The sequence below is a fragment of the Mesorhizobium muleiense genome, from assembly GCF_900099905.1.
GTDB lineage: Bacteria > Pseudomonadota > Alphaproteobacteria > Rhizobiales > Rhizobiaceae > Mesorhizobium > Mesorhizobium muleiense.
This window is the reverse complement of sequence record NZ_FNEE01000009.1, coordinates 30824-43075: the sequence shown is the minus strand read 5'-3', so window position 1 is coordinate 43075 and position 12252 is coordinate 30824. Positions and strand designations below refer to the sequence as shown.

11 protein-coding genes are annotated in these 12252 nt (G+C 63.4%); 3 read left to right on the top strand and 8 right to left on the bottom strand.

Features of this window, described 5'->3' with window-relative positions:
* Nucleotides 1-55: 55 nt before the first annotated feature.
* Entirely contained in the window at nt 56-1579 is a 1524-nt protein-coding gene (locus tag BLT09_RS17175) for a DHA2 family efflux MFS transporter permease subunit (RefSeq protein WP_091595006.1), read from the bottom strand.
* A gap of 69 nt (nt 1580-1648) precedes the next feature.
* Nucleotides 1649-2056 carry a (R)-mandelonitrile lyase gene (locus tag BLT09_RS17170; protein WP_091595004.1) on the bottom strand — a complete coding sequence of 136 codons (408 nt, stop codon included), beginning with the start codon at nt 2054-2056 and terminating at the stop codon, nt 1649-1651.
* A 363-nt stretch (nt 2057-2419) separates the two neighbouring features.
* Here BLT09_RS17170 and BLT09_RS17165 point away from each other — a divergent pair, with 363 nt between their 5' ends.
* Nucleotides 2420-4471 (top strand): elongation factor G, encoded by a 2052-nt coding sequence (locus BLT09_RS17165; protein ID WP_091595002.1) that lies wholly within the window; start codon nt 2420-2422, stop codon nt 4469-4471.
* Between the two features lie 762 nt (nt 4472-5233).
* The gene (locus BLT09_RS17160) at nt 5234-5752 is read left to right on the top strand and encodes a methyltransferase family protein (RefSeq protein WP_091595295.1); all 519 of its coding nucleotides are present in this window, start codon (nt 5234-5236) and stop codon (nt 5750-5752) included.
* 24 nt (nt 5753-5776) lie between these two features.
* Here BLT09_RS17160 and BLT09_RS17155 read toward each other — a convergent pair whose 3' ends face one another.
* Together BLT09_RS17155 and trxB are read right to left on the bottom strand one after the other, a co-directional pair.
* Nucleotides 5777-6673, bottom strand: a complete 897-nt coding sequence (locus tag BLT09_RS17155) for a LysR family transcriptional regulator (RefSeq protein WP_023799796.1) — start codon at nt 6671-6673, stop codon at nt 5777-5779.
* 72 nt (nt 6674-6745) lie between these two features.
* The gene (gene trxB / locus BLT09_RS17150) at nt 6746-7720 is read right to left on the bottom strand and encodes a thioredoxin-disulfide reductase (protein WP_027151125.1); all 975 of its coding nucleotides are present in this window, start codon (nt 7718-7720) and stop codon (nt 6746-6748) included.
* A 257-nt stretch (nt 7721-7977) separates the two neighbouring features.
* Between trxB and BLT09_RS17145 the strand changes: the two genes are divergently transcribed.
* Nucleotides 7978-8454 (top strand): Lrp/AsnC family transcriptional regulator, encoded by a 477-nt coding sequence (locus tag BLT09_RS17145; protein ID WP_091595000.1) that lies wholly within the window; start codon nt 7978-7980, stop codon nt 8452-8454.
* A gap of 257 nt (nt 8455-8711) precedes the next feature.
* On the opposite strand, the gene BLT09_RS17140 is transcribed toward BLT09_RS17145, so the two are convergent.
* The 4 genes from BLT09_RS17140 to BLT09_RS17125 form a co-directional block, all read right to left on the bottom strand.
* Nucleotides 8712-9353: a D-glycero-alpha-D-manno-heptose-1,7-bisphosphate 7-phosphatase gene (locus BLT09_RS17140; protein WP_091594998.1), complete on the bottom strand. Its 642-nt coding sequence runs from the start codon at nt 9351-9353 to the stop codon at nt 8712-8714.
* Nucleotides 9346-9918: a D-sedoheptulose-7-phosphate isomerase gene (locus BLT09_RS17135; protein ID WP_091594996.1), complete on the bottom strand. Its 573-nt coding sequence runs from the start codon at nt 9916-9918 to the stop codon at nt 9346-9348. Before BLT09_RS17135 ends, BLT09_RS17140 begins: the two co-directional genes overlap by 8 nt.
* A gap of 7 nt (nt 9919-9925) precedes the next feature.
* Complete coding sequence (rfaE1, locus tag BLT09_RS17130; protein ID WP_091595293.1) at nt 9926-11416, bottom strand: D-glycero-beta-D-manno-heptose-7-phosphate kinase; 1491 nt, start codon at nt 11414-11416, stop codon at nt 9926-9928.
* Nucleotides 11417-11568: 152 nt separating this feature from the next.
* A complete protein-coding gene (locus tag BLT09_RS17125) occupies nt 11569-12201 on the bottom strand; it encodes a LysE family translocator (RefSeq protein WP_091594994.1) in 633 nt (210 codons plus the stop codon).
* Nucleotides 12202-12252 lie beyond the last annotated feature (51 nt).

Here is a 12252-nt window from a genome sequence, read left to right as displayed (position 1 = left end):
CATCTCGAACACCAAAACCCGGCTCGCAATCGGGTTTTGGCGGTCGGCGCCAGCCTCATCCCTGGCGACTTTGATTGGTTTCGCGCGCCGAACGAGCCTCGGCCGGCGCCAGAATGGCGGCCAGAAGCCCGGCCGTGACGAACGAAACGATGGCGGCCGTCAGCATCGCCGCATGGAAGCCCCCGGCATAGGCGGCTGCGAACAGATCGCGCAGGCCGTCCTTGCCCATCGCCGCATCGGCTGCGAAATCGTGCCTTGAAACCGCGGCGCGGGCCACCGCTCCGGCATTGGCGACACCGGCATTTTCAAGATGCGCCGTCAGCAGGGCTGTTGCCCGCATGCTCATCAAGGCGCCGAGCAGGGCGATGCCGATGGCGGTGCCGCCCTGGCGGGTTGCGTTGATCACCGCCGACACCATGCCCGAACGCTCGCGCGGCGCAAACGACATCGCGGCAGCGCTGCCGGTCGGGATGGACAGCGCATTGCCGAGGCCGCCGACGGCAAACAGCAGGCCGATCGTCACATAGGGTGTCGAGGGTCCAACCCAGCACATGCCCAGCATGGAAAGACCGATCGCAAGATAGCCCGATGTCATCAGCGCCGAGTGTCCGTAGCGCTGACTGAGCCTGCCGATCGCCGGCGACACGACCATTTGGACAAGGAACAGCGGTGCCATGCGCAGGCCGGCCTGTGTCGGCGACCAGCCCTGTGCCTGCTGCAGGAACATCGAATAGAGGAAGACGCTGGTGTAGGAGGTGAGGCCGAGCGCGAACGAGGCGACATTGGCGACGGCGAAGCGAACGTCGCGGAACAGGCCAAGCGGCAGCATCGGCCGCGGTGTGCGTGCCTCGAAGGCAAGGAATGCCACTAGGCCGGCGAAGCCGACGACAAGGGCGATAACAGCCTCTCGATCGCCCCAGCCTTTTTCGCCTGCCGATATCAGGCCAAAGGTCAAGGCGCCCAGCCACAGAATGCTGAGCGCCAGGCCGACAAGGTCGAGATGGGCATGCTCGGGGTGTGAAGTCTCTACGATCGAAGCCGCACCGAGCGCGATCGTGGCCAGGCCGAGCGGCAGGTTGATCAGGAAAATGCTCTGCCATCCGGCGGTTTCGACCAGGATGCCGCCGACGACCGGGCCGGTGAGCAGCGAGACAGCTGCGAACGATGCCCAGCCTCCGATAACGCCGGCACGCTCGCGACCGTCGGGAAATGCCTGCGTCAGAATCGACAGCGCACCCGGAATGATCAGCGATCCGGCTATCCCTTGCACCACCCGGCCCACCAGCAGCACCGGCAGGTTGGGCGCGATTGCACATATGGCAGAACCAGCCACGAAGATGCCGATGCCTGCCAGCCAGGAGCGCTTGCGCCCGTAGCGGTCGCCGATCAGGCCTGCCGACAGCATGAAGGCCGACAGGCAAAGCGTGTAGGCGTCGATCACCCATTGCAGCCCGGCGAAATCGATGCCGAGCGCAATCTGGATCGTCGGCAGGGCGACGTTGACGATGCTGATGTCGAGCAGTGCGACGAATGTGCCGAGATAGACGGCGGCAACAAGAGGCAAGCGACGGTTCGACATGAAACCCAAACCTGAGTAGAAATCACCTACAATGATCAGACGCGACCAATGATCAGACGCGACGCGCTTTTAGGTCCGATCAACGCCGCCATACTGCTCGTCGGTCACCGTCTCCAGCCAGTCGGCATGGACGCCGTCGAGCGCCTCCTGCATGGCGATATGCGCCATCGCCGATTTTGGACCGGCGCCGTGCCAATGCTTTTCGTCAGGCGCAAACGAGATGACGTCGCCGGCCCTGATTGCCTGTATCGGCTCGCCCCAGCTTTGCGCCAGGCCGGCGCCTGACACGACATAGAGCGTCTGGCCCAGCGGATGCGTATGCCAGTGGGTACGCGCGCCGGGCTCGAAACCGACCATGATGGCGCGTAGCCGCGCCGGCGCTTCCTTCTCGATGATCGGCGTCTGCCACACGCGGCCGGTGAAGTACTTTTCCGGCGCAATGACGGTCGGCACGCTGCCGCAAGCAATGATCTTCATCGTCGCAAAGTCCTCAAGCTGATGGCGGATCGGTCGGCGACGATCCGCTCCTTTTTCTCGCAGGAAGCGGCACTTTCATCCGATAACCATCATGGCGCAACCGCTTTTGCTGCCGTTCGGCGACCTGTCACGGCATTGACGGAAAGCCCAGACCCGCGATCGACGCTTCGCCGATCATGGCTCAACATCCGCGACATCAGGCGATCCCCCGATTCTCAAGTCACCCGATTCTCAAATCACTTGCCCTCCCGCCTAACCCGTGGGACGATGCCTTTGGGTAGGCGGCAAACTGAAAAAGCCCCGCCCGCGACGGTCGACAGGCCGGCCGCCGCTCCCAGGGAAACGCCTGAGTGGAGGTCAGTCATGGGAACTCGCGCCGGAGGACGACGCACGGGACCGAAATGCATTGCCATCGTCGGTCCCTTTGCAAGCGGTAAGACGACACTTCTCGAAGCCATATTGGCCCGTACGGGCGCCATCCCCCGCCAGAATCAGGTCTCCTCGGGAAACACAGTTTCCGATCATTCGCCCGAGGCACGCGCCCACGCCATGAGCGTTGAGGCGACGTTTGCCACCACCGACTTCATGGGCGAGCAACTCACCTTCGTCGATTGTCCCGGCTCCATCGAATTCTCCTTCGAGGCAGAGCCGGTTCTGGCCGCCTGCGACATCGCCGTGGTCGTCGCCGAAGCCGACGAGAAGAAGATCCCTGCCTTGCAGCTGATCATGCGCAAGCTCGATGATCTTGGCGTGCCGCGCATCATGTTCCTCAACAAGGTCGACAAGGCGATATCAGGCGTGCGCGACACGCTGAAGATGTTGCAGCCGGCGAGCTCGGTGCCTTTACTGCTGCGCCAGATCCCGCTGCGCAAGGACGGCGTGGTGATCGGCTCGATCGATCTGGCGCTGGAGCGCGCCTACATCTATCGCGAATATGCCGAAAGCGAAGTCGCCCAGATCCCCAGCGACGACAAGGCGCGCGAGCTCGAAGCGCGCTTTTCCATGCTGGAGACGCTCGCCGACCATGATGATCAACTGATGGAGCAGCTGCTCGACGAAATCGAGCCGCCCAAGGACGCCATCTTCGACGACCTGGCCGCCGACTTGCGCGATGGTGCCGTGACGCCGGTGCTGATCGGCACCGCCGAGAAGGGCAATGGTGTGCTGCGGCTGCTAAAAACGATCCGCCACGACGCGCCTGATGTTGAAGCAACACACAAGCGCCTCGACGCACCAGACGGCAATGCGACCGTGGTCCAGGTGATGAAGACCATCCACACCGCGCATGGCGGCAAGCTGTCGATCTCGCGCATCCTGTCCGGCCAGCTTGCCGACGCCTCCGAGCTCTTCCTTTCGAACGGCGCGACGGCAAAGGTCTCCGGCATCTACAGAATGCTCGGCAAGGACCAGACCAAGCTCACCTCGGCCCCGGCCGGCGACACCGTCGCGCTCGGCAAGATGGACGAGGTCACGACCGGTCAGACCTTGAGCTCGGTCAAGGGCGGCATCAACCCCTTGGTCACGCTGACGCCGCCGCAACCGGTCTTCGCCTTTGCGTTGCGACCGAAGGAACGCAAGGACGAGGTCAAGATGTCGGCGGCCATCCAGCGCCTTGCCGAGGAAGATCCCTCGCTCAGCGTGCGCCACAATCAGGATTCGGCCGAAACCGTGCTGTCGGGCCATGGCGAAATGCATCTGCGTGTCGTGCGCGAGCGGCTGGAGGGCAAGAACCAGATTCCAGTCGAAGGCCATCCGCCGGCCGTGCCTTACCGCGAGACGATCCGCAAAGCGGCGCAGCAGCGTGGCCGTCACAAGAAGCAGTCGGGCGGCCATGGCCAGTTCGGCGACGTGGTGATCGAGATCAAGCCGCTGCCGCGCGGCTCCGGTTTCCAGTTCACCGACACTATCACCGGCGGCGCCGTGCCGAAAACCTATATCCAGTCGGTCGAGGCCGGCGTGCGCGATTATCTGAAATCGGGCCCGCTCGGCTTTCCTGTGGTCGACGTCGCCGTCAACCTGTCCGACGGCTCCTATCATTCCGTCGATTCGTCGGACATGGCCTTCCAGATGGCGGCAAAGCTGGCGATGAAGGAAGGCATGGCCGCCTGCTCGCCGGTGCTGCTTGAACCGATCATGAAGGTGGAAATCGTCACCCCGTCCGACGCGACATCGAAAATCATCGCCCTGATCCCGCAGCGGCGCGGCCAAATCCTCGGCTATGATGCACGGCCCGGCTGGCCGGGATGGGATGTCGTCGAGTCGACCATGCCGCAGGCCGAGATCGGCGATCTGATTATCGAACTGCGTTCGGCCACCGCGGGCGTGGCCAGCTATCGTGCCAGCTTCGACCATATGGCTGAACTCACCGGCCGCCTGGCCGACGAGGCGTTGAACGCCAATGGCAAGGCCGCCTGACACTTGAACTTGGCGACAGTCAGGCTGCAGAACACAAGGAAACGGCGTCCGGACATGATCCGGACGCCGTTCTCTTGCGGACCGTCTTCGTGGGAGGCGAAATGGCAGGTCCGCCGCACATGCCGCCAACGCTTGACAGCCTCAGCGGAAGAATAGTTCGGACGCGGTAGCCGCCTGAGCCCGGATCGTCCGAGTGATGCCCCCATCTCCCGCACGAACCACACCGCGTCCTATGATCTGCTTAGTCGATGCTGCGCGCCTGCGACATGTTACCTGAGGTTACATGTCACTGTTACATGACAATTTCGGTCGGCTTTGCGTCAGCGCCGGCAGGGATCGGGATACAAAAAAGCCGGATCAACGAAGATCCGGCTGAGTTTGATTGGAAGTGCCTGTTAAGGCTAACCTCCAGAGGGGAACACTCGAGGGCGCTAATGGGAGGAGAACGCGCCCAGGAGATGATCCATATATGTGCTCATCATGCCCAAGAAACAAGCATCTATTTTGCAACACTCGCATGCAAAATGACACAGGCTGTGGTCTAAGCCGTTGCTTGGCCTCGTAGGACCAGAAGAATCGCGAAATGCGGTGCGCAGCCAGTCAAGAATCATTGCGAAATGGCGAAACAGCGCCGATTTTCGGTCCAGAACGCAGAAAACAACGAATGATGGCGAATCAGGCAGCGCGCGTTTATTTTTGCGGCAGCCATTATTTTTGGGGCAGACATGCATCGGCCCGAGAATCGCGACCAAGGAAGCCCCGATGAGGACCCGTCAGGCGATCGCCGGCAGCGCGCTGTTCTTCATCGCAGCGCCCGGTGTGGTTGCGGGATTGCTGCCTTGGCTGTTGACCGATCGCTATCGCATGCCATGGTCGACCCTGCCCGGCCTGGTCCCGGTCGGCTGGGTCCTGATTGTCGTTGCAACGGCATTGCTGCTTCATGCCTTCGCTCATTTTGCTCTCGAAGGCCGAGGCACGCCCGCTCCGGTCGCGCCAACCGATCGACTGGTTGTCGGCGGCATCTACCGCCATGTCCGCAACCCGATGTATGTGGCCGTGCTGGCGATCATCCTTGGCCAGGCGCTGCTGTTTTCGAGCGCGGCTCTCGTCGCCTATGCCGCTATCGCCGCCGTCGCCATGGTCTCGTTCGTGAAGTTCCATGAGGAACCGACGCTCGCCCGCCGATATGGTGCCGAGTACGAGGCCTACCGCCATGCCGTTCCAGGCTGGCTCCCCCGCCTGACGCCATGGCGGCCAATAAGGGATGATCGTCCGCGATGATAGCGCACTCGATTTGCAGAAGGTTTAGAACGACCAGCTTCGGGCCTTGGCGATGATGAAATCGCGGAAGACATGCAGCTTCGCCTGGTTCTTCATCGCATCGGGATAGGCGAAATAGGTGTCGAAGGACGGCACTTCGGTCTCCGGCAGCAACTGCACCAGCCCTGAGTCCTTGCTGACCACATAGTCGGGCAGCATGGCGATGCCGGCGCCACCCTGGACCGCGCGCTTGATCGACAATATGTCGTTGATCTGCAGCGTCGGCACCCTTTGCCCGCCTTCGAAATCGCCGACCGTTTCCAGCCAGTTCAATTCCGACAGATGCGCCGGCACCGGCACGCCGAAGGTGACGATGCGATGGCTCTTCAGCTCGGCGATCGACGCCGGCTTGCCATATTTGTTGACGTAGGAAGGGGCGGCGTAGAGATGGAAATGCACGGTGAACAGGCGGCGCTGGATGAGATCGGGCTGCTGCGGCTGGCGCAGCCGGATCGCGCAGTCCGCCCGGCGCATGGTGAGGTCGAGTTCCTCGTTCGCCAGGATCAGCTGCAGGCTGATCTCGGGATAGAGCTCGATGAATTCCTGCACGCGCTCGGTCAGCCAGCCGGCACCGAGCCCCACCGTGGTCGTCACCCTGAGCACGCCGGAAGGCCGATCCTTGGCCTCGGTCAGCCGCGACTTGATCGTCTCCAGCTTCATCAGCACGTCATGCGCCGTGCGGAACAGCATCTCACCCTGCTCGGTCAGCACCAGGCCGCGGGCATGGCGATTGAACAGCGGCACGCCGACATCATGTTCGAGCGCGCTGACCTGCCGCGAGATCGCCGATTGCGACAGATGCAGTGTCTCGGCGGCATGGGTGAACGACCCAGCTTCCGCCGCAGCGTGAAACACGCGTAGCTTGTCCCAGTCCAACGCCATGATGCCCCCGTTCTGTTTTCTGGCGTCTGAATGAAAAATCAGGCTTTTGCGCGGCTTTTCTCGGCCGCTTGTTTACTCCGCCGCTTCGCGGTGAACTTCGATCCCGGCGAGGTACTTTTCCGCCTCGAGCGCGGCCATGCAGCCGAGCCCCGCCGCCGTCACCGCCTGGCGGTAGATGTCGTCGGTCACGTCGCCGGCGGCGAACACGCCCGGCACGTCGGTGCAGGTCGAATCCGGCGCCGTCCACAGATAGCCGTTCGGCTTCTGCTTCAGCTTGCCGGCGAACAGCTCGACCGCCGGCGCATGGCCGATCGCCACGAACACGCCGTCGACCGTCAGATGCATCTCCTGGCCGGTCACCAGATTGCGCAGCTTCAGTCCTTCCACCGACGGCGGCAGCGGCATCTTGCCGGACTGGCCGGTGATCTCGTCGACGACGGTGTCCCAGATGACGCGGACATTGTCCTTCTTGAACAGCCGCTCGCTCAGGATGCGCTCGGCGCGGAAGTCGCTGCGTCGGTGGATGACCGTCACGCTCTTGGCCAAGTTGGAAAGGTAAAGCGCCTCCTCCACCGCCGAATTGCCGCCGCCGATCACCGCGACATCCTTGCCGCGGTAGAAGAAGCCGTCGCAGGTGGCGCAGGCCGATACGCCGAAGCCCATGAAAGTCTGTTCGCTCGGGATGCCCAGCCATTTCGCCTGCGCACCGGTGGCGATGATCAGCGCGTCGGCGGTATAGGTTGCGCCGGAATCGCCCTTGGCACGGAACGGCCGCACGTTCAGGTCGACCTCGGTGATGATGTCGTTGATGACGTCGGTGCCGACATGCTCGGCCTGTTTCAGCATTTGCTCCATCAGCCACGGACCCTGAATCGGATCGGCGAAGCCGGGATAGTTTTCGACATCGGTGGTGATCATCAACTGGCCGCCCTGCTGCAGCCCGGCGACCAGCATCGGCTTCAGCATGGCGCGGGCGGCGTAGATTGCCGCCGTATAGCCGGCGGGACCGGAGCCGATGATGAGAACGGGTGCGTGCTTGGACGTCATGTCAGGGCTTTCACAACAACCGGACGCGAATGAAGCGTCCGGCACAGGGATCGATTTTCGGCCCTAATCTAGGTGTTGCGGGCGACGCCAGCAAGACGGCCTCGCCTTCGTCCCCGGAAAGCTTCCTCGCAAACAGACGATCCATGAACATCTTGCGCGGGCGACTGTGCCAAAATCAGCGACTGAAGGGATGGAATGGACACCAAAGTCGTTTACAAAATCACGAAAGATTCTTGCGTGAAGCGCCGAAGGTATCCATGCCGCTCAAAGCCGATCTCGATGCCATCGACTGGAAGATCCTGCGCGAGCTTCAGCACGACGGGCGCATGACCAATGTCGAATTGTCCGGCCGCGTCGGCATTTCGGCGCCGCCATGCCTGCGTCGCGTCAGGCGGCTGGAAGAGACCGGCATCATCCGCGGCTATCGCGCCTTGCTCAATGCGCCGGCGCTCGGCCTGGACGTCGTCGCCTTTTGCCTCATCGGCCTGCATCATCAGGCCGATGCGGAGCTTAAAACCTTCGCCGAACGCACCCGCGGCTGGCCGATCGTTCGCGACGCCTGGATGGTGTCGGGCGAATCTGACTTTTTGCTGCATTGCGTGGCGAGCGACCTCGGCGCCTTTCAGACTTTCGTCATCGAGGAACTGGCCTCGGCGCCGGATGTCGACACGGTGCGGACGGCACTGACCATCCGTCGCGTCAAGGACGAGGGCCTGGTGGCCTTCCCGGCTTGAACTGGGGGTGCAGGGGCAATCGCCGATCTCGGCGCCACCCCTCATCCGCCTGCCGACACCTTCTCCCCGTCTAGTGACGGGGAGAAGGAGACTGCCGCAGCCTCGACGCCAATTCTGCAGCGTTGCTGATTGGCGAAACCGTTGATGACAGCATCTTTCTCCCCGTCACTATACGGGGGAGAAATGTCCGGCAGGACAATGAGGGGCGGCGCCGAGACCGGCAATTGGCCTGAAGCAACTACCCTGACCTGGACGGATTAAGGCCAAAGCGCCTCGATCGCCGCCAGCAGCACACTCAGGTCGCTGTGGTCGCGCAGCGGCAGAACCGAAAATCCTCGCTCGCTGGACGCGTCGCCGTCGATCAGCCAGCCGCGCGACAGGCCGGCGCGTCGCCCCGCCTCCATGTCGGCCGGCTTGTCGCCGACGATGAGTGAACGCTGGAGATCGAGGCGGAGGCGCCCGGCGGCCTCGATCAGCATGCCTGGATTGGGCTTGCGCATCGGATGCTCGGCAATGGCAAGCGGCCCACTGCCTGCCTCGTGATACGCGCAGGCAAGCACCATGTCCACGAACGCGCCCTGATCGCGCAGCAGTTCCAAAACCCGGCCGTTCACGTTGGCGAAAACACTCCAGTCAAAATACCCGCGCGCGATGCCGGATTGGTTGGTCACCACGACGACAGGGATTCCGGCCCGGTTGGCGGCAGCGATCACTGGCGCGATATCTTCGCGCAGCACGATGTCAGCCGGATCGCTGGGGTAGTCGGTGTCGACATTTATGGTGCCGTCGCGATCGAGGAACAGCGCCGGCATACGCTCGGGAAAAACCTTATCGCCGATCCTCTCCACCCACAGACCCGGCTCCACCAGCGGGTGCGGATTCACCGCCCTGTCAGCCATCACAGAGGCGCGCTTCGACCATTTCGCACAGATGATGATAGAGGCACAGATGCCCCTGCTGGATGATCGGCGTCGAGCTCGAGGGCACGTTGAGCAGGATGTCGGAGACCGGCTTGAGCTTGCCGCCGCTGTCGCCGGTCAGGCTGATCACAGTCATGTCCATCATGCGCGCCTGTTCGGCGGCGGCGAGGATGCTGGGCGAGTTGCCGCTGGTCGAGATGGCGAGCAGCACGGCGCCCGCCGCGCCATGCGCCTCGACCTGGCGTGAAAACACCGTGTCGAAGCCGTAATCATTGCCCCAGGCGGTCAGCACCGCCGCATTGGCCGGCAGCGCGATGACGTTGTAGGCCTTGCGCTCCTTCAGGAAGCGGCCGACCAGTTCGCCGGCGATGTGAATGGCGTCGCTGGCCGAGCCGCCATTGCCGCAGATCAGCAGCGCCTTGCCCTGCGAAAGCGCGGCGACGACGGCGGTAACCGCCCGCTCCATCTCGCTGGTGAGGTCGCGCTTGACCATTGCGGTGATCGCGGCCGCCGAGCGGACCAGATAATCGTTCAGTTCGGACATGAAAACCTCAGTTTGTGCTGCCGGCGCGCAACTTGCCGATGGTGCCGGTGGTGCTCTTGCCGGCGACGAGATCGACCAGCACGACGCGGCCGCCCGCCTTTTGCACGATTTCGGCGCCGACCACCTGATCGATCGTATAGTCGGCGCCCTTGACCAGTATGTCGGGCTTCAGCGCCTCGATCAGCGCGAGCGGCGTGTCTTCCTCGAAGACGACGACGGCATCGACCGAGGCAAGCGCCGCCAGCACGCAGGCGCGATCATGCTCGTCGTTGACCGGGCGCCCCGGCCCTTTCAGCCGGCGCACCGAGGCATCGCTGTTGAGGCCGAGCACCAGCCGGTCGCACTGGCTGCGCGCCGCATGCAAAAGGCTGACATGGCCGGCGTGCAGGATATCGAAGCAGCCATTGGTGAAGCCGACGCTCAGGCCTTCGTCCTTCCACGTCGCCACCAGCCGTGCGGCTGCGGCAGCATCGAGAATTGCATCCTTGTGGGCAATCGGTCCATGCGAGCGAAACAGCGCGCCGGTGAGTTCCTCGACCGTCAGCCGCGCGGTGCCGCGCTTTCCCACCACCACGCCACCGGCCGCGTTGGCGATGGCCGCGGCAATGACGCGGTCGGCGCCCGCAGCCAGGGCCAACGCAAACGAAGCGATGACAGTGTCGCCGGCGCCGGAAACGTCGAACACCTCCCGCGCCTGCGTGGAAATGTGGCGGGCATCGTCGGCGTCGACGACGCTCATGCCTTTTTCGCTGCGCGTCGCAACGACGAAATCGAAGCCATGTGCCGAGATCAGCTCACGCGCCGCGGCGACGATCTCGTCATCGGCAAACACCGCGCGTCCGACCGCCTCGCCAAGTTCCTTGCGATTGGGCGTGATCGCCGTCGCCCCGGAGTAGCAAGCATAGTCGCGGCCCTTGGGATCGACCAGCACCGGCTTTCCCGCCTCGCGGCAGATCGAGATCAGCTCGCCGGCGACGCCGTCGAGCAACATGCCCTTGCCGTAGTCGGACAGGATGACGATTTCGGCTCGCGCGAGCCCGGCTCGGAAAAGCCGGATCAGCGTCGCCCGCTCGGCGTCGCCCAGCGGCTTGATTTCCTCTTCGTCGAAGCGCAGCACCTGCTGGTTGAGCGCGCTGAAGCGGCTTTTCGACGAGGTCATCCGGTTGGCGTCCTGCGCGAGACCGCCAGTGTCGACGCCAAGCTCGGTGAGCATGCGCATGAGATTGTCGCCGGCCGGATCGGCGCCGATCACCGAAACCGGTATTGCGGCAGCGCCGAGCGAGACGATGTTGGCGACGACATTGCCGGCGCCACCCATCGCCGAGGTTTCGCCACGCCCGCGCAGCACCGGAATGGGCGCTTCAGGCGAAATCCGCTCGATGACGCCGTTGACGAAACGGTCGAGGATGAAGTCGCCGACCACCAGCACGGTGACGCTGCCGAACCGCGAGATGGCGCGGTGAAGCGGTTCGGGAGAAGGCAGGTATTGCTCGCTCATGTCATCTTCGACGTGCGATGAGAGCCGGTCCCGATGCTCATGAAAACGCTGGACTGGCAGGGCTGGTCGTTCATGGCGAAGCCGATATACCGCAATTCGGCTCAGCGCAACGGCAGGCTCCGAACCGACCACAGCCAACGCCTGTTGGCCGATCAACTTTTTTGCAAAGCGACATGGACACCCAATCCGACCAGCACCGCGCCGCCCGCACGCCGCATCAGGCGTTGCGCGTGGCTCGAGCGCCGCAGCCTGGTGATCAGCGCACCCGCCAGCACCACGCACATGACATCCGCCGAGGAGAACATCAGATTGACGATCGTTCCGAGGACGAGGAATTGCAGCCAGACGGGAAACGTCGCCGATGCGTCGATGAATTGCGGCAGGAACGCCATGAAGAAGATTGCAGTTTTTGGATTGAGCACCTCGACGGTGATGCTCTCGAAAAAGGCGCGGCGGGCGGATTTCGGCTCGATGCCTGAGATAACAGCATCGTCTTGCGCCCTGGCGCGGAACAGCGACACACCCAGCCAGATCAGATAGAGCGCGCCGGCCAGCTTGACCGCCATGTAGAGCGTCGGCACGGCATGGAAAAGCACGGACAGGCCTGCAGCAGCGGCGACGACGTGCACATAGCCGCCAAGATGGATACCCAACGCCGCCGTCAGGCCGGACCAGCGGCCGCGCGCCATGGTTTGCGCAGCAGCGTAAAGCATCGCCGGACCGGGGATGTAGGCAAAGATCGCCGTGGTGGCGAAAAAGGCGATAAGCAGTTCGGTCGACGGCATTGCCTTGCTCCTGTCGTGCTTCGCCGGTGGATCGCCGACTGAAGCGAAAGC

Excerpts from the sequence above, each read along its gene's own strand:
- BLT09_RS17175 (WP_091595006.1), bottom strand. The coding sequence starts at position 1,579 with ATGTCGAACCGTCGCTTGCCTCTTGTTGCCGCCGTCTATCTCGGCACA.
- BLT09_RS17170 (WP_091595004.1), bottom strand. The coding sequence starts at position 2,056 with ATGAAGATCATTGCTTGCGGCAGCGTGCCGACCGTCATTGCGCCGGAA.
- BLT09_RS17165 (WP_091595002.1), top strand. The coding sequence starts at position 2,420 with ATGGGAACTCGCGCCGGAGGACGACGCACGGGACCGAAATGCATTGCC.
- BLT09_RS17160 (WP_091595295.1), top strand. The coding sequence starts at position 5,234 with ATGAGGACCCGTCAGGCGATCGCCGGCAGCGCGCTGTTCTTCATCGCA.
- BLT09_RS17155 (WP_023799796.1), bottom strand. The coding sequence starts at position 6,673 with ATGGCGTTGGACTGGGACAAGCTACGCGTGTTTCACGCTGCGGCGGAA.
- trxB (WP_027151125.1), bottom strand. The coding sequence starts at position 7,720 with ATGACGTCCAAGCACGCACCCGTTCTCATCATCGGCTCCGGTCCCGCC.
- BLT09_RS17145 (WP_091595000.1), top strand. The coding sequence starts at position 7,978 with ATGCCGCTCAAAGCCGATCTCGATGCCATCGACTGGAAGATCCTGCGC.
- BLT09_RS17140 (WP_091594998.1), bottom strand. The coding sequence starts at position 9,353 with ATGGCTGACAGGGCGGTGAATCCGCACCCGCTGGTGGAGCCGGGTCTG.
- BLT09_RS17135 (WP_091594996.1), bottom strand. The coding sequence starts at position 9,918 with ATGTCCGAACTGAACGATTATCTGGTCCGCTCGGCGGCCGCGATCACC.
- rfaE1 (WP_091595293.1), bottom strand. The coding sequence starts at position 11,416 with ATGAGCGAGCAATACCTGCCTTCTCCCGAACCGCTTCACCGCGCCATC.
- BLT09_RS17125 (WP_091594994.1), bottom strand. The coding sequence starts at position 12,201 with ATGCCGTCGACCGAACTGCTTATCGCCTTTTTCGCCACCACGGCGATC.